The organism is Paraburkholderia terrae (assembly GCF_002902925.1).
In the GTDB taxonomy this organism is placed as follows: domain Bacteria; phylum Pseudomonadota; class Gammaproteobacteria; order Burkholderiales; family Burkholderiaceae; genus Paraburkholderia; species Paraburkholderia terrae.
In genome coordinates, this window is the sequence record NZ_CP026111.1 from 2,367,585 (window position 1) to 2,382,895 (window position 15,311).

Here is a 15,311-nt window from a genome sequence, read left to right on the forward strand (position 1 = left end):
ACCCCCGACACGATCCCACGCTGATCTGAACGAACGCCACACAGACACCGAAACGTCTGCAGAACGAGTATAGGAAAGCTCGGGCGAAAGCCGCGACCGCAACAAAAGACTCAAGCGGACAGCCGCCACGAGCAAGCCCTTCACAGACTGACAAGCCCACACTGCGGGCGATTCACTGCCAGCAGTGCGTGTCGATAATATGTCGACGAAGAAACGACTAGAATATATGGTTCTCTGCACACAACCTCCGGATTTATGCGCTCGCGAATCGCCAAACGTCTCCCTCCCGATGCCGACAAGCTGGTCGGTCTGTCGCTCGCGCTCTTCGCGTCGGGCAGCCGCACCGAAGACCGCTTCTGGGAATCCAAGCTCGACGCACTGCTCGCGAAAATAGTCCGCAACGGCAACCAGACGACACTCGACGCCGCGCTCGACCATCTGCAGCAGAATCATCCGGACGCTTACGGCGCCCTTGCCGACATGGCCGAAACGCATAGCGAGTCGCTGATCGTCGAGCACGATGGCGCCCAGTACGAAGCGTTGCTGATCGCCGCGCCCGTACTGGCCTGGACGCGCTACGCCATTCCGTCGGGCTCGCTCAAAGGCGACGCGGCCGACGCACTGCGCGCCCATCTGCAGGCACATGTGCTTGCAGCCGACACGCGCGTCGCGATGGCGCCCTTTATGTATAGCATCGACCAGTTGCCGCGTCACCACGTCGAAACCTGGCGCCTCGCGCAGCAACTGGCGCAAGCAGCCGTCGGCGGCGGCAACGCGAAAATCAACTTTGGCGAACTGCCGGAAACCTCGCCCATCCTGGCCGATCCGCGTTTCGTGCTGGCCGTCGTCGCAGCGCCCGTCGGCGCGCCGGTGTTCCGCTGGCAGGAAGAAGAAGGTGGCTCGCGCATCGAGCGCGGCCAGTGCCTCGAGCAATGGGCGACGCAAGGCGGCGCCAATCTGGCTGTTGTGCTGCCCGGTTGCGAGTTCGAATGCCTGTTGCCGGACGCCTACTACTCGGCCTGCCGTGACGCCGACGAGCGCGTGCGCCCGCACACCGTACGCACCGCGGTGCGCTATCTGTTCGACACGATCGGCGCGACACCCGACGAACTGCGCGCCGTCGTCGCGGGCTTCGGCGAGCGACGCATCGACGAATACCGGATCGGCTTCACGCGCCGCGGCAGCAACGACGTGATCTACGGCGTCGTGTGGCCGCTGTACGGCCGCGAGAATGGCGACCCGGGTATCGACGAAGAACCGCAAGAGGCGATGGCGACCGAAGGCCCGCTCGAAGATATCGTCGCGTTGCTGAAAGAAACGGGCATCACCGATATCCGCCGTCACGCTGGCCGCTTCGAACCGGAATATTGTGACGACTGCGGCGTCCCGCTTTATGCGGATCCGCTCGGCGAGATCGTTCACGCCGAAATGCCGGAAGATGCCGAGCCCGCTCAGCCACATTTCCACTGATCACTTCAGAGTTTTCTCTGCATCGAATCAAGCCCCGCCCCATGCGGGGCTTTTTTCATGGCACTCGTCCTATGCCACCTGGACAGGCCGCCACGCGACTGGGAATTTGTCATCATCGACACGATGGTGCATCGCTGCGCGACGACGAAATCGTTGCGTGCATCGCGCCGCCACGACCGATCGATCAGGAGGCAATGCATGCGATTTTCAGTTTTCAACTCAGACGCCGAACGCAGGGAAGGACTCAAGACACTCTTACGGCAGATCGACCGGCAGGCACGGTTCGGCGAAGCGCAGGACTGGCAGCAGGTCGAGCGCACGCTGCGCCGCCTGCAACCGGATCTGCTGCTGATCGACTGGGAGGACTGGATGTCGCCCCTCGACGCCCGCACGTTGCTCGCCAATCATCCCGGCCTGCCCGTCGCCGTGCTGGTCGACGACATCTCGCCCGCCCATGTGCGCGCGTTCGTCGAGAAAGGCGTACTCGGCGTGATTCCGCGCTCCACGGATCCACGCGTGATCGTGCGCGCGCTGGAAATGGTTTTGCTGGGCGTCCACTACATCCCTGCGGGCGCCCTTTCGTTCGATGCACCTACGCCATCCGGCAAGCTGGTGCGTCCACTGAACGACGCGCGCCCGCTCGAACTGGTTGCGCCGCCAAAGCGGCCACGCCTTGGCGGCGGCCTTTCGCCGCGGCAAGAACAGATCATGCGCTGCGTACACATGGGCAGTACGAATAAAATGATTGCTCGCGCGTTAGGCATCAGCGAGGGCACCGTGAAAATCCATTTAGCGACGATCTTCCAGCAACTGGGCGCACCGAACCGCGCCGCCGCCGTCGCGATCTACAACGGCTGGCTCACCGCGCAACTCGAAGTGCTGCGCAGCGGACACAATCGCATCCAGCGGCCGGCGCGCGTGACGTCCAACGTCACGCCACTGCGCCAGCGCAAGCCGCGAACTTTCCGCTATCCGTTGCCTGCCAACGACACTACCGGCGCATTGCCGATGGCCGCCGAAGCGACGACGCCCTACGACATACGGCGCAAGCTCCCGGAACGCGACGACGGCGCGATGTAAAGGTGCAACGGGTGTAAAGGTCGAAAGGAATCCACCGTGAATAGACATAAATCATCGCTGGCATGGAATCCGCTCACACGTTTTGCTATTCAACGAGTAATATGAAGACATGGGTTTCCTCTACACACCGCTTCCGTTGTGGGTCGCTGTCGGTGGCTGGATCGCCGCTGTGGCTTTGCTCGCGCTCGCACTCTGGAAGAACCCGTTCAAGCGCTTGCAGGAACCCGTGCTCCAGCATGTGTGGCTCGCCATCATCGTGGCCGTATCGGTGCTGTGGGCGACCAACGCATGGCTCGAAGATGGCACGGTGATTCACCTCCTCGGTGCAACGCTCGTCGTCACGCTATTCGACTGGGGGCTTGCGCTCATCGCAATGGCCATCGTGACGGGGCTTGCCGCCGTCGTCTTCGACGCGCCCTGGCAAGGCATCGCGCTCACCTTCCTCGTGTTCGGCGCAGTGCCCGTCGGCGTATCGACGCTCCTGCAACGCGCGTGCATCGCGTGGCTGCCGCGCAATCTCTTCATGTTCATCTTCGGCCAGGGCTTCGTGTCGCCCGCCATCGCGGTTACGGTGGCATCGGCCGTTGCGTTGGCAACGCATATCGCGCTCGCCGACGGTTCGATGTCCGTGATCCCAGCCGGCTATGCGTTTAGCGTGTTCCTGCTTGCGTCGGGTGAATCGTGGTTCACGGGTATGTCGACGGCACTGATCGCTGTCTATCGTCCCGCGTGGGTCACGACTTATGATGTCCGCCGCTATCGCCTCGGTGGCCCGCGCACCTGATCCCTCAATTGCACTGCACCGGCATCGAGATGAATGCGCCTGTCCGGCTCGTTCGCCCATGCATGCAACATCCGCCTATCTCTCGCTCGTTGAGCCTCCTCACCACGACACGAGAAAATATTTGTGCCAGGATTGAACTCCTTCCTGCAGACGGGCATCTTATGTGCCTGACGTCTTCATAGCATTGACCATAGATAGATGGATCGCACCAACGCACCGCGCCGATTGCCGCGGTTGGTCGGCCGGTTGGCGGTGTGGGTTGCGAGCGCGTCGCTCGCATGCTCGCTGCCTGCCTTCGCCGATCAACTCGGGCAGCACAACGACCTCGTCAGCAAATTCATCAACGATATGCACGCCGATCCGCTCGTTGCGGATTGCGCCGCGCATGGCGACTTCGTCGCGAGCACATCGACGGCTTTCGATCACGTCGAGTTTCCGCCCAGCTCTTTCGATAGCGCGCATGCAGCCGTCACGCCCTGGAACGATTCGTTCGACGAAGGCAAGCAGAAGGTCAAGGTCGACAGCGTTGTGACCGTCGAAGGCCTGGGCGTTCCGCAAGGCGGCGGCGACCCGGCGCAGCTCAAGTTCCGCTGCGGCTATGTCGGCGCGCAGATGCTCGCGTTCAGCTGGAACGACCCCGTGCCGCCATTGCGCTCGCGAAGCACGGCGTCGTCGGGCTCGAACACCGCAAAGGGCAAGCACGCCGTTAGCGGCAAGGGCTCGAAGAAGAACTCGGGCAAGTCGAAAGGCACGACGAACAAGTCGGGCAACAAGAAGTCGACCAAATCGTCAGGCAAGGCCGTGACGACCAAGAGCAGCGCCGCGAAGACGAACGCTAAAGCGGGCGCGAAAAAGTCGACCACCAAGAAGACACATTGACTCGCGCCCTCGCCTGATCCGAACATCGGATCAGGCAATTCACGCGAGCAAAAAAAGCGAGGCCACGCACGATGCGTGGCCTCGCTTTTTTACATACCTTTACCGCGCATCAACGATACACGTCAGGCAAACGTCTCCATATGCCACAGAATCGCCTGCAGCATCGACGCACCGAGCGACGCGCTGCGCTCGCCGTTCCAGCCCACGCGTTCATCGGGCAGATTCGCGTTGTCCTTGAACGGCATTTCCAACGTCAGCGACAGGCAGCCGAATTCGTTGCCAATGTACTTCGACGCGAGCTTGAGCGCATCCTGCCGATACTTGCTCGCTTCATAACCGTACTTGTCCTGGAAATCGGGACTCGCGCGCTTGAAGTTCTCGATGAACGCCGTCTGCTCCTGACGTTGGCGCTCGGTGAAACTCGGCAGCATCTCCGAGCCCGCGACGAACACATACGGCAGCGCTTCGTCGCCGTGAATGTCGAAGAACAGATCGCAGCCCGTCGCGTGAATCGCGTCGCGCACGAGCAGCACTTCGGGGCTGCGCGCGGCGTCCGGCTCCATCCATTCGCGATTCAGGTTCGCGCCGGCCGCATTCGTGCGCAGATTGCCATGCACACTGCCGTCCGGGTTCATGTTCGGCACGATGTAGAAGTCGGCGTAATCGAAGAGCTTGCGCGCGACGGGGTCTCCCGACCAGTCGCCCCACCCCGCGAGCCGCTTCACCAGGCCTTCGACGAACCACTCGGCCATCGTCTCGCCCGGATGCTGGCGCGCGATGATCCAGATGATCTTCTTCGGCTTCAGCGTGCCGTCTTCGAGCAAGGTCGGCGCGCCGAGCGTGAGCAGCGACATCGGCCGGCCTTCGACCGTCTTGCCCAGTTCCGTCAGCGCCGCATGCGGCATCTGTTGAACTGCGCCGAGAAATTCCGAGTGGCGCTCTTCGCTATACGGCTCGAAGTACGCGTAATAGATGCGGTCGAAATCGGGCGTGTGATCGATGGTCAACACGCGGCCGTCGTACGAGGTCGGCACGCGAAACCAGTTCACGCGGTCATAGCTCGCGCACGCCTGATAGTTGCGCCAGCCGTCGGCGAACGCGCAGTCGGCGGCGTTCTCGAACGTCATCACGCAGCGCTCGCCGCGCGCGCCCGACAGACGGAAATAGAACCACTGCGCAAAGTCGGCGTGGCTGTCCGGACGCACGCGCAAGCGGATGTTGTCGGCCTGCGCACAGGACAGGACTTCGATCGCGCCTGCGTCGAAATTGCTCGTAATGGATAGCGTCATGTTGATATTCCTGCTGGTTCGGCGCGGCGTCAGTCCGCGATGCGCCGGCGAAAGACGTAGGTGGAATCGTTCGAAGCATCGGCGTCGAATGCGTAGCCTTCGGCGTCGAAGCCCTTGAGTTGCTCCGGCGTTTCGAAGCGATTCTCCACCAGATAGCGCGCCATGAGACCGCGCGCGCGTTTCGCGTGAAAACTGATGATCTTGTATCGCCCGCTCTTCCAGTCCTCGAACACGGGCGTGATGACGGGCGCGGCAAGTTTCTTCGGCTTGACCGACTTGAAATATTCCGTCGACGCGCAGTTGGTCAGCACGCGCGAGCCGTCCTGTTTCTTTTCCAGTTGCCGGTTGAGCGCCTGCGTGATGCGCTCGCCCCAGAACGCGTACAGATCCTTGCCGCGCCGGTTCTCGAAGCGCGTGCCCATTTCGAGCCGATACGGCTGCAGCAGATCGAGCGGACGCAGCAGACCGTAAAGGCCCGACAGCACGCGCACGTGCTGCTGCGCATAGTCGAGATCGGATGCGGACAGCGACTTCGCGTCGAAGCCTTCGTACACGTCGCCGTTGAACGCGAGCACGGCTTGCTTCGCATTGGACGTGTCGAATTTCGGCGACCAGTCGGCATAACGCTGGAAATTCAGATGCGCGAGCTGATCGGAAATGTCCATCAGCGGCGCGATGTCTTGTGGCGAAAGGCGGCGCAGATCGCCGATCAGTTCGGCGGCGTCATCGACGAAATCGGGGATCGTGTGCTTCTTGACGTGCGGCGGGGTGTCGTAGTCGAGCGATTTGGCCGGCGACAGAACGATTATCATAGAGGCTTTCAGGCACGCCGTGCCTGGCGGTCAAAGACGAAAGCCAGATTGTAACGAATGCCCGAAACCCCTGCCTTGCCTGAACAGAACGCGCCTGCCGCAAAAAACGCGGCGGCGCCCGCCGTCGTGCTCGATTCGAACGTGTGGATCGACATTCTCGTGTTCGACGATCCGCACACGCGCCCCATTCTCGCCGCGCTCGAAAGCGGCGCGCTGCGCGCGTTAATCGACGCGCGCTGCCTCGCCGAACTGGCGTACGTGCTCGACTATCCGCAGTTCGTCAAGCGCGCCGTCGACAAAGCCGCCGCGCTCGCGACGCTCGCGCGGCTGTCGACACTGGTCGAGCCGCCCGCGCCCGCCGAAAATGTGCCCCCGCTGCCCAAATGTAAAGACCGCGACGATCAGAAGTTTCTCGAACTCGCCTATGCGATGCAGGCGGACTGGCTGGTCTCGAAGGATCGGGCCGTGCTGAAGCTCGCGAAACGGATCGCGCGCGATTTCGGTTTCCGGATCGCGCAGCCCGCGCCGTTCGTCGTCGAATGTGCGCTAACGGCCGAAGCGCCCGTCGAGGCCTGACGCACGTCCGCGCAGTCCGCCGACGGGACGCGACGCGCTACCGGGCGGCACAGCCAACCGCCGCGCGGATTTTCCCTACAATCGAGCTTCACGCCTGACCACAACGGCATCAACGACTACGACCGCATCTGCACTGTGACATGAACGCACCGCACGATCTGACGACCACGCCTATGACCACCATGCCCCCATCGTTCCCGTCCCGTCTGCCGAACGTCGGCACGACGATCTTCACCGTGATGAGCGCGCTCGCCGCGGAAAAGAACGCGGTCAATCTCGGCCAGGGCTTCCCGGATTTCGATTGCGACCCGCGCATCGTCGATGCCGTGGCCAACGCGATGCGCGAAGGCCACAACCAGTACCCGCCGATGGCAGGCGTCGCGCCGCTGCGCCAGGCGATCTCCGAGAAGATCGCAAGCCTGTACGGACGCCGCTACGACGCCACGACCGAAATCACGGTGACGGCAGGCGCCACGCAAGCGCTTCTGACGGCGATCCTGTGCGCGGTCCATCCGGGCGATGAAGTGATCGTCGTCGAGCCGACCTACGACAGCTATCTGCCGTCGATCGAACTGGCGGGCGGCAAGCCCGTGTTCGTCACGCTCGAAGCGCCCGACTACGCAATCCCGTTCGACAAACTCGCCGCAGCGATCACGCCGAAAACGCGCATGATCCTGATCAACACGCCGCACAACCCGACGGGCACCGTCTGGCGCGCGGACGACATGAAGAAGCTCGAGGACATCGTGCGCGGCACGAATGTGCTGATCCTGTCCGACGAAGTGTACGAGCACATGGTCTACGACGGTGCGCCGCACGAAAGCGTGGCGCGCTATCCGGAACTCGCGCAGCGCAGCTTCGTCGTGTCGAGCTTCGGCAAGACCTATCACGTGACGGGCTGGAAGGTCGGCTACGTGGCCGCGCCTGCCGCGCTGATGGCGGAATTCCGCAAGGTCCACCAGTTCAACATATTCACTGTCAACACGCCGATGCAGCTCGGCCTCGCGCACTACATGCAGGACCCGGCGCCGTATCTGAACCTGCCCGCCTTCTATCAGAAGAAGCGCGACTTTTTCCGCGCCGGTCTCGCGCAATCGCGCTTCAAGCTGTTGCCGTGTACGGGCACGTATTTCCAGTGCGTCGACTATTCGGCCATCAGCGACATGCCCGAAGCCGAATTCGCACAGTGGCTGACGAGCGAGATCGGTGTGGCCGCCATTCCCGTGTCGGCGTTCTATCACGAGTCACATGAATCGGGCGTGGTGCGCTTCTGCTTCGCGAAGAAAGAAGACACGCTCGCCACCGCGCTCGAACGGCTGGCGCGTCTCTGAGATGGCGCGCGCGATGCTACGAACGAACCCCGGTTCTTCGTCATCGCGCGCGGAGCAACGAGGCGCCTGTCCGGCACACGGACAAGCCGCGTGCTCACTTCTTCTTTTGCGCCTCCATATAGGCCTTGCGATCCTCCGTCACGCGCTGCGCAGCCGGGCGCGCGTTGATGGCCTTCACGTACGGCTTCCAGTCGATGCCGACATCGAGCAGAAAATCGCGCCCGTAAACCGACTGCGTCGCCATGCCAACGAGCGGCAGGCTCACGAAGCCCGCCACGTCCGCGATGCTGAACTGCTCGCCGCGCAGATACGGCGTGAACTTCGCAAGCCGCCTGAAGCCGCGGATGTGATGGATCAGCAGCTTCTCCGTGCGCCCTTTCGTGGCGTCGGTGATCGTGCCGCCGAAGAACGCCTGCTTGTACAGATTGCGCGCCGTCAGTTCGAGATGCACGTCGACGAACGTGATCAGCTCGCGCTCCTTTGCCGCTTCCCACGGATCGCGGGAGAACATTGCTTTCTCGGGAAAAGCCGCGGCCAGATATTCGATGATCGCCTGCGACTCGCACAGGCTGCCACGCTCCGTCACGATGTACGGCACCTTGCCGAGCGGCGAGTGTTCGAGCATCGCCTCGTCCTGGCTGAACTCAACGCACACTTCCTCGAACGGAATGCCGAATTCGAGCAGCGCAAACTTCACTTTGTTGTAATAGTTGGACAGCGCAAAACCGTGCAGCTTGATCATCCGGTATCTCCCTGCGGATGGTTGTCGAAAGTCGCTTGCGATTCGTCACGGCTCACGCGCATGCACGCACACACGACGAATTGAAACGAACGTACTATTTTAGAATAATCATGGAGTGAGTCACATCATGTCACCGAACACCTCTCGCCAATACAGCATCGAAACTGTCGGCATCGTCGGCACGGGCGCGATGGGACGCGGGATCGCGCAGATCGCCGCGCTCGCGGGCCTCACGGTCAGGCTTTACGACACGAATGCCGATGCCATCGGCGCGGCGCGTGACTATCTGTCCGACACGTTCTCGAAGCTGGTCGCCAAAGGCAAGCTCGACAACTCGCGCTCGCTCGCCGCGCTCGCGAACGTGACGGGCGCGACTGCGATCGACGAACTCAAAGACTGCGACCTCGTCGTCGAAGCGATCGTCGAAAAGCTCGACGTGAAACGCGCGCTCTTCAAGGAACTCGAAGGCATCGTCAGCGAGCGCTGCATTCTCGCGTCGAATACGTCGTCGCTGTCGATCACGGCGATTGCGGCCACGTGCGCCGATCCATCGCGCGTAGTCGGCTATCACTTCTTCAACCCGGTGCCGCTGATGAAGGTCGTCGAAGTGATCGACGGCCTGCGCAGCGATCCCGCCGCCGGCGATGCGCTGATGGATCTCGCGCGCCGCGTGGGCCACACGCCCGTGCGCGCGAAGGATATGCCCGGCTTCGTCGTCAATCACGCGGGCCGCGGCATGAATACGGAAGGTTTGCGCGTCGCGGACGAAGACGTCGCGAGCTTCGTCGATATCGACCGCATCATGCGCGAGCAGGCGGGCTTTCGTCTCGGGCCGTTCGAACTGCTCGATCTGACCGCGCTCGACGTGTCGCATCCCGTGATGGAATCGATCTATCACCAGTTCTATGAGGAGCCGCGCTTCACGCCGTCGCCGATCACGGGCACGCGCCTCGCGGGCGGGCTGATCGGACGCAAGGCGGGCGAAGGCTTCTATGTGTATGTCGACGGCAAGCAGCAGGCGCCTGCCGAAGCACCCGCGCCGACCGCACTGCCGACGCGCGTCTGGGTGAGCGCGCGCGTACACGCTGCGCGCGACGCCGTGCTCGCGTTGATCGCGAAGGCAGGCGTCGCCGTGGACGAAGGCGCGACACCCGCCGCCGATTCGCTGATCGTCGTGACGCCGCTCGGCTTCGACGCGACAACGGCGGCTTTCGATGAGAACCTCGACGCGAGCCGCGTCGTTGCCATCGATACCCTCTTCCCGCTCGTCGACGCGAAACGCCACACGCTGATGACCACGCCCGCCACCACACGCGCCGCGCGCGATTCCGCGCACGCCCTCTTCGCGCATGACGGCGTGCCTGTCACGGTGATCCGCGATTCGACGGGCTTCGTCGCGCAGCGCGTGGTCGCGACGATCGTCAACATCGGCTGCGATATAGCGCAGCGTCAGATTGCGTCGCCGCAGGACATCGATCTCGCCGTGACGCTCGGCCTCGGCTATCCGCGCGGGCCGCTCGCACTCGGCGATGCGCTCGGCGCGCAGACCATCCTGACGATTCTGCGCAACATGTTCAGCGTGCTCGGCGATCCACGCTACCGTCCGTCACCATGGCTCGCGCGCCGCGCGCAACTCGGCATGTCGCTCACGCAACCCGACGCCGCAGACAACGACAACGCAAAGGAGCAAGCGTAATGGCCGCCGAACTGCTCGCCTCACGCCCAGCCGAAAGCGAATCGACGCTCGTGCTGACCCTGTCGAACCCGGGCGCGCGCAACGCGATGCACCCGGACATGTACGCCGCCGGCATCGAAGCGATCGACACGGCCGAGCGCGATGCGTCGATCGGCGCGGTCGTCATCACGGGTGCGGACAACTTCTTCTGCGCGGGCGGCAACCTGAACCGGCTGCTCGAAAACCGCGCGAAAGATCCGTCCGTGCAGGCGCAAAGCATCGATCTGCTCGGCGAATGGATTGCCGCGCTGCAGGCGTCGTCGAAACCGGTGATCGCGGCCGTCGAAGGCGCGGCGGCAGGCGCAGGCTTTTCGCTTGCGCTCGCGTGTGACCTGATCGTCGCCGCCGACGACGCGAAATTCGTGATGTCTTACGCACGCGTTGGCCTCACGCCGGATGGCGGTGGCTCCTGGTTCCTCGCGCGCGCGTTGCCGCGTCAGGTTGCGACGGAAGTGCTGATCGAAGGCAAGCCGATCGGCGCGCAGCGTCTGTATGACCTCGGCGTCGTCAACCGGCTCGTGAAACCGGGCGCCGCGCGCGATACGGCGATCGCATGGGCCGACGATCTCGGCAAGATCTCGCCGAACGCGAAGGCGCGCATCAAAGGACTGATCGCGGCAGCGGGCGCGCAATCGCTGCCCGAGCATCTGGTTGCCGAGCGCGACAGCTTCGTCGCGTCGCTGCATCATCGCGACGGGCTCGAAGGCATCACTGCGTTCCTCGAAAAGCGCGCGCCCAACTACAAATGAGCACGCCGACCGGGTCCGGCTATCAGTTGCCGAAGCGCCGCCGCATCTATCTGATGCGGCACGGCGACGTCACGTACTTCGATGCGTCGGGCAGCACGATCGACCCGGAGCGCGTGCCGCTCAATGAAAAAGGCCGCGCGCAGGCCGATGCCGCAGGCCGCGCGTTTGCCGAACAGAACGTGCGCTTCGATCGCGTGATCGCAAGCGGCTTGCCGCGCACGGTCGAGACGGCACAGCGCGTGCTCGCGCAAATGAGCGAGCGAACTGAGATCGACATCGAGCCCGCGTGGGAAGAAATACGCGGCGGCAAGCCAGGTTCGATTCCCGCGTACGATCTCGAAGCGGCATTTATCGGCGCGTTCGACGGCATCGTTGCCGAGGGCGTACAGTTTCTCGGCGGTGAGACGATCGGCGAACTGTTCGACCGCGTGCTGCCGGCGCTGGCTGCGCTACGCGCAGACGCATCGTGGGACGTCGCGCTGCTCGTGCTGCATGGCGGCGTCAATCGCGCGATCCTGTCGCATGCGATCACGGCAGGCGGCCGCACGTTCTTCGGCCATCTAGCGCAGGCGACGGGTTGTATCAATGCGCTCGACGTCGGCGCGGCGCCGCGCGACTGGGTGGTGCGCATGATCAATCATGCGCCACCCTCTCCTTTGCACCGCGACGCGCGCAACACATCGATGGAAATGCTTTACGCGCAATTCATTCAAACCAGGCGCAGCTAGCAGGTCGATCATTCGATCACCCAACGGAGGAGACATGCCGCAAGACGCGACACCTACCGACTACTCCGCTTTTGAAGGCACGCGGCCCATCAGCGAACGGCAGCGCATCGACATCGACGCCCTCTCCGCATGGCTCGCGCAACATGTCGAAGGCTTCGCCGGACCGCTGACGCTCGAACAGTTCGCGGGCGGCCAGTCGAATCCAACCTTCAAGTTGATTACGCCGATGCGTGCTTATGTGATGCGCGCGAAGCCGGGCCCGTCCGCAAAGCTGCTGCCGTCCGCGCATGCGATCGAGCGTGAGTATCGCGTGATGCATGCGCTGCGCGACACCGAGGTTCCTGTCGCGAAGATGCTTGCGCTGTGCGAGGACGAAAGCGTGATCGGCCGCGCGTTCTACGTGATGGAGTTCGTTCAGGGCCGCGTGCTGTGGGACCCGTCGCTGCCCGGCATGACACCGGCGCAACGCGGCGCGATCTATGACGAGATGAATCGCGTGATCGCCGCGTTGCATAGCGTCGATGTCGACAAGGTCGGACTTGCGGACTACGGCAAGCCCGGCAACTACTTCGCGCGGCAGATCGGCCGATGGAGCAAGCAGTATCAGGCGTCGGAAACGGAACCGATCGATGCCATGCATCGCCTGATCGAATGGCTGCCGCAACATATGCCCGCCGGAACGGGCGAACGCGCGTCCGTCGTGCATGGCGACTACCGGCTCGACAATCTGATCTTTCATCCACACGAACCGCGCGTGCTGGCCGTGCTCGACTGGGAACTGTCGACGCTAGGCGATCCCCTCGCCGACTTCGCGTATCACTGCATGGCGTGGCATGTCGATCCCGCGCAGTTTCGCGGCATCGCTGGACTCGACTGGGCCGCGCTCGGCATTCCCAACGAGGCACGGTACGTGCAACGCTATTGCGAGCGCACTGGCCTGACGATTTCCGGCGACTGGAACTTCTACCTCGCGTACAACATGTTCCGCATCGCGGCGATCTTGCAGGGAATCATGAAGCGCGTAGTCGACGGCACGGCAGCGAGCGAACAGGCCGCTGACGCAGGGCGGCGTGCCAGACCGATGGCCGAACTCGCGTGGCGCTACGCGCAGAAGGTGCGCTGAGTGACGTGCCTGCGGCACCACGCACTCAATCTGTAGACCGGATTCAACGACATCTACGAGGGCAAGATGAATTTCGACTACACCCCGAAGGTTCAGGCATTGCGCGACAAGCTGCTCGCATTCTTCGACGAGCACATCTATCCGAACGAACAGGCCTACGCCGCCGAAGTCGCGCGCAACCGCCAGGCGGGCAATGCGTGGGTGCCGACGGAACTGATCGAGGCGATGAAGCAGCAGGCGCGCGATGCCGGCTTATGGAATCTGTTTCTGCCCGATTCCGAGCGCGGCGCGGGTCTGACGAACCTCGAATACGCGCCGCTGTGCGAGATCATGGGCCGTGTGCCGTGGTCGCCCGAGGTGTTCAACTGCAATGCGCCCGACACCGGCAACATGGAGACGATCGAGCGATACGGCAACGAGGAGAACCGGCGCGAATGGCTGGAGCCGCTGCTGCAGGGCCAGATCCGTTCGGCGTTTCTGATGACTGAGCCGGAGGTGGCGTCTTCGGATGCGACCAATATTCAGACGAGCATCGTGCGCGACGGCGACGCGTATGTGATCAATGGGCACAAGTGGTGGTCGTCGGGCGCGGGCGATCCGCGCTGCAAGCTCTTCATCGTGATGGGCAAGACGGACCCGGATGCGCCGCGTCACGCGCAGCAATCGATGATTCTTGTGCCTGCTGACGCGACGGGTATCACGGTGCATCGACCGCTTAGCGTGTTCGGTTATGACGATGCGCCGCACGGGCATATGGAGATTACGCTCGATAACGTGCGCGTGCCTGCCGTGAACATGTTGCTTGGCGAAGGTCGCGGGTTTGAGATTGCGCAGGGGCGGCTCGGGCCGGGGCGCATTCATCATTGCATGCGGTTGATCGGGCTTGCTGAGCGGGCGCTTGAGTTGATGTGCAGGCGCACGTTGCAGCGTGTGGCGTTTGGCAAGCCGATTGCGGCGCAGACTGTTACGCAGGAGCGGATCGCCGAGGCACGGTGTCTGATCGAGCAGGCTCGGTTGCTGACGTTGAAGACCGCTTACATGATGGATACCGTCGGGAATAAAGGTGCGCGCGGTGAGATCGCGATGATCAAGGTTGTTGCGCCCAACATGGCGTGTCAGGTGATTGACTGGGCCATTCAGGCGCATGGCGCGGCTGGGATGTGTGATGATTTTCCTCTGGCTTATGCCTATACCACCGCGCGGTGGTTGCGGTTTGCTGATGGGCCCGATGAGGTGCATCGGAATGCTATTGCCAAGATTGAGCTTGGGCGGTATTCGGAGTGATGCGCTGGCAGCGCGGCAGCGGGGTTTGGGGATCTGTGGTGTAATTTTTTTGTGTCTGCGGCGGTGGGTGGTGCGGTTTGGTTTGTTCGTGTTTGCGCTGGCATCCGCGATGCGTTATCTAGCTTCAAGCGTCGCCCCTGTGCGGGGCGGCACCTACTTTTCTTTGCCGCCGCAAAGAAAAGTAGGCAAAAGAAAGCGGCTAACACCGCTAATTCTTGTGTTTGCCTGAGGGCCCCCACAGGGTCTTACGCTTCACACGGCAACGGCTCTGTTGGCGCATGTTGCCAACGCTTTGTATAAACGCCTCACCCGCTTCGAATGCATTTGCGCGGGCAAGCGGCAGCGAATGGTATGTGCCGCCCAGGTGGCAAACTGTGTGTAGGTTGTCGCGTCGTATAGCCTGGCGCTCTTACAGGGTGGAACGCGTGCGCTATTGGTCCGGAGTGATGCGTGTGCGGTACTACGGCCTACACACAGTTTGCCACCTGGGCGGCCGTGGAATATCTGGCACGGCATGCTGCAACGCGGATGCGTGAAGCGGGTGATGAGCACCGCAAGAGCGCTGGCAACGCACATGGGTCACGTGATTGCCGTGTGAAGCGTAAGACCCTTTGGGGGCCCTCAGGCAGTAAGAAGAATTGGCGGTGTTAGCCGCTTTCTTTTGCCTACTTTTCTTTGCGGCGGCAAAGAAAAGTAGGTGCCGCCCCGCACAGGGGCGACGCGTGAACA

14 protein-coding genes are annotated in these 15,311 nt (G+C 62.8%); 11 read left to right on the forward strand and 3 right to left on the reverse strand.

The annotated features are described in order from the left end of the window. Positions 1-255 precede the first annotated feature (255 nt). From C2L65_RS10425 to C2L65_RS10440, 4 genes are all read left to right on the forward strand, one after another. Positions 256-1,470, forward strand: a complete 1,215-nt coding sequence (locus C2L65_RS10425; protein ID WP_042314693.1) for a DUF2863 family protein — start codon at positions 256-258, stop codon at positions 1,468-1,470. A gap of 198 nt (positions 1,471-1,668) precedes the next feature. Beyond that, positions 1,669-2,550, forward strand: a complete 882-nt coding sequence (locus tag C2L65_RS10430) for a response regulator transcription factor (protein WP_042314728.1) — start codon at positions 1,669-1,671, stop codon at positions 2,548-2,550. A gap of 109 nt (positions 2,551-2,659) precedes the next feature. Continuing rightward, positions 2,660-3,334, forward strand: coding sequence for an energy-coupling factor ABC transporter permease (locus C2L65_RS10435; RefSeq protein ID WP_007588105.1), 675 nt, complete (start codon positions 2,660-2,662; stop codon positions 3,332-3,334). A gap of 198 nt (positions 3,335-3,532) precedes the next feature. Next, positions 3,533-4,213, forward strand: coding sequence for a BspC domain-containing protein (locus C2L65_RS10440; protein ID WP_042314694.1), 681 nt, complete (start codon positions 3,533-3,535; stop codon positions 4,211-4,213). Between the two features lie 122 nt (positions 4,214-4,335). On the opposite strand, the gene C2L65_RS10445 is transcribed toward C2L65_RS10440, so the two are convergent. Both C2L65_RS10445 and yaaA read right to left on the reverse strand, forming a co-directional pair. Continuing rightward, entirely contained in the window at positions 4,336-5,502 is a 1,167-nt protein-coding gene (locus tag C2L65_RS10445) for a M14 family metallopeptidase (RefSeq protein ID WP_007588107.1), read from the reverse strand. A gap of 29 nt (positions 5,503-5,531) precedes the next feature. Continuing rightward, positions 5,532-6,314, reverse strand: coding sequence for a peroxide stress protein YaaA (gene yaaA, locus C2L65_RS10450; protein WP_042314695.1), 783 nt, complete (start codon positions 6,312-6,314; stop codon positions 5,532-5,534). A gap of 57 nt (positions 6,315-6,371) precedes the next feature. Here yaaA and C2L65_RS10455 point away from each other — a divergent pair, with 57 nt between their 5' ends. Together C2L65_RS10455 and C2L65_RS10460 are read left to right on the forward strand one after the other, a co-directional pair. After that, positions 6,372-6,890: a putative toxin-antitoxin system toxin component, PIN family gene (locus C2L65_RS10455; RefSeq protein ID WP_042314696.1), complete on the forward strand. Its 519-nt coding sequence runs from the start codon at positions 6,372-6,374 to the stop codon at positions 6,888-6,890. Positions 6,891-7,030: 140 nt separating this feature from the next. After that, positions 7,031-8,221: a pyridoxal phosphate-dependent aminotransferase gene (locus C2L65_RS10460; protein WP_042314697.1), complete on the forward strand. Its 1,191-nt coding sequence runs from the start codon at positions 7,031-7,033 to the stop codon at positions 8,219-8,221. Positions 8,222-8,315: 94 nt separating this feature from the next. Here the strand turns inward: C2L65_RS10460 and C2L65_RS10465 are convergent, their stop codons facing one another. Further along, positions 8,316-8,963: a glutathione S-transferase family protein gene (locus C2L65_RS10465; RefSeq protein WP_042314698.1), complete on the reverse strand. Its 648-nt coding sequence runs from the start codon at positions 8,961-8,963 to the stop codon at positions 8,316-8,318. A gap of 127 nt (positions 8,964-9,090) precedes the next feature. Here C2L65_RS10465 and C2L65_RS10470 point away from each other — a divergent pair, with 127 nt between their 5' ends. From C2L65_RS10470 to C2L65_RS10490, 5 genes are all read left to right on the forward strand, one after another. Then, complete coding sequence (locus C2L65_RS10470; RefSeq protein WP_042314699.1) at positions 9,091-10,659, forward strand: 3-hydroxyacyl-CoA dehydrogenase; 1,569 nt, start codon at positions 9,091-9,093, stop codon at positions 10,657-10,659. Next, a complete protein-coding gene (locus tag C2L65_RS10475) occupies positions 10,659-11,447 on the forward strand; it encodes an oxepin-CoA hydrolase, alternative type (protein ID WP_042314700.1) in 789 nt (262 codons plus the stop codon). Before C2L65_RS10470 ends, C2L65_RS10475 begins: the two co-directional genes overlap by 1 nt. Continuing rightward, positions 11,444-12,175, forward strand: coding sequence for a histidine phosphatase family protein (locus C2L65_RS10480; protein WP_042314701.1), 732 nt, complete (start codon positions 11,444-11,446; stop codon positions 12,173-12,175). Before C2L65_RS10475 ends, C2L65_RS10480 begins: the two co-directional genes overlap by 4 nt. A 34-nt stretch (positions 12,176-12,209) precedes the next feature. Next, entirely contained in the window at positions 12,210-13,298 is a 1,089-nt protein-coding gene (locus C2L65_RS10485) for a phosphotransferase (protein ID WP_042314702.1), read from the forward strand. A 66-nt stretch (positions 13,299-13,364) separates the two neighbouring features. Beyond that, positions 13,365-14,582: an acyl-CoA dehydrogenase family protein gene (locus tag C2L65_RS10490; protein WP_042314703.1), complete on the forward strand. Its 1,218-nt coding sequence runs from the start codon at positions 13,365-13,367 to the stop codon at positions 14,580-14,582. The last annotated feature ends 729 nt before the right edge of the window (positions 14,583-15,311 follow it).

Excerpts from the sequence above, each read along its gene's own strand:
- yaaA (WP_042314695.1), bottom strand. The coding sequence starts at position 6,314 with ATGATAATCGTTCTGTCGCCGGCCAAATCGCTCGACTACGACACCCCG.
- C2L65_RS10460 (WP_042314697.1), top strand. The coding sequence starts at position 7,031 with ATGAACGCACCGCACGATCTGACGACCACGCCTATGACCACCATGCCC.
- C2L65_RS10490 (WP_042314703.1), top strand. The coding sequence starts at position 13,365 with ATGAATTTCGACTACACCCCGAAGGTTCAGGCATTGCGCGACAAGCTG.
- C2L65_RS10465 (WP_042314698.1), bottom strand. The coding sequence starts at position 8,963 with ATGATCAAGCTGCACGGTTTTGCGCTGTCCAACTATTACAACAAAGTG.
- C2L65_RS10430 (WP_042314728.1), top strand. The coding sequence starts at position 1,669 with ATGCGATTTTCAGTTTTCAACTCAGACGCCGAACGCAGGGAAGGACTC.
- C2L65_RS10475 (WP_042314700.1), top strand. The coding sequence starts at position 10,659 with ATGGCCGCCGAACTGCTCGCCTCACGCCCAGCCGAAAGCGAATCGACG.
- C2L65_RS10480 (WP_042314701.1), top strand. The coding sequence starts at position 11,444 with ATGAGCACGCCGACCGGGTCCGGCTATCAGTTGCCGAAGCGCCGCCGC.
- C2L65_RS10425 (WP_042314693.1), top strand. The coding sequence starts at position 256 with ATGCGCTCGCGAATCGCCAAACGTCTCCCTCCCGATGCCGACAAGCTG.
- C2L65_RS10435 (WP_007588105.1), top strand. The coding sequence starts at position 2,660 with ATGGGTTTCCTCTACACACCGCTTCCGTTGTGGGTCGCTGTCGGTGGC.
- C2L65_RS10445 (WP_007588107.1), bottom strand. The coding sequence starts at position 5,502 with ATGACGCTATCCATTACGAGCAATTTCGACGCAGGCGCGATCGAAGTC.
- C2L65_RS10440 (WP_042314694.1), top strand. The coding sequence starts at position 3,533 with ATGGATCGCACCAACGCACCGCGCCGATTGCCGCGGTTGGTCGGCCGG.
- C2L65_RS10455 (WP_042314696.1), top strand. The coding sequence starts at position 6,372 with ATGCCCGAAACCCCTGCCTTGCCTGAACAGAACGCGCCTGCCGCAAAA.
- C2L65_RS10485 (WP_042314702.1), top strand. The coding sequence starts at position 12,210 with ATGCCGCAAGACGCGACACCTACCGACTACTCCGCTTTTGAAGGCACG.
- C2L65_RS10470 (WP_042314699.1), top strand. The coding sequence starts at position 9,091 with ATGTCACCGAACACCTCTCGCCAATACAGCATCGAAACTGTCGGCATC.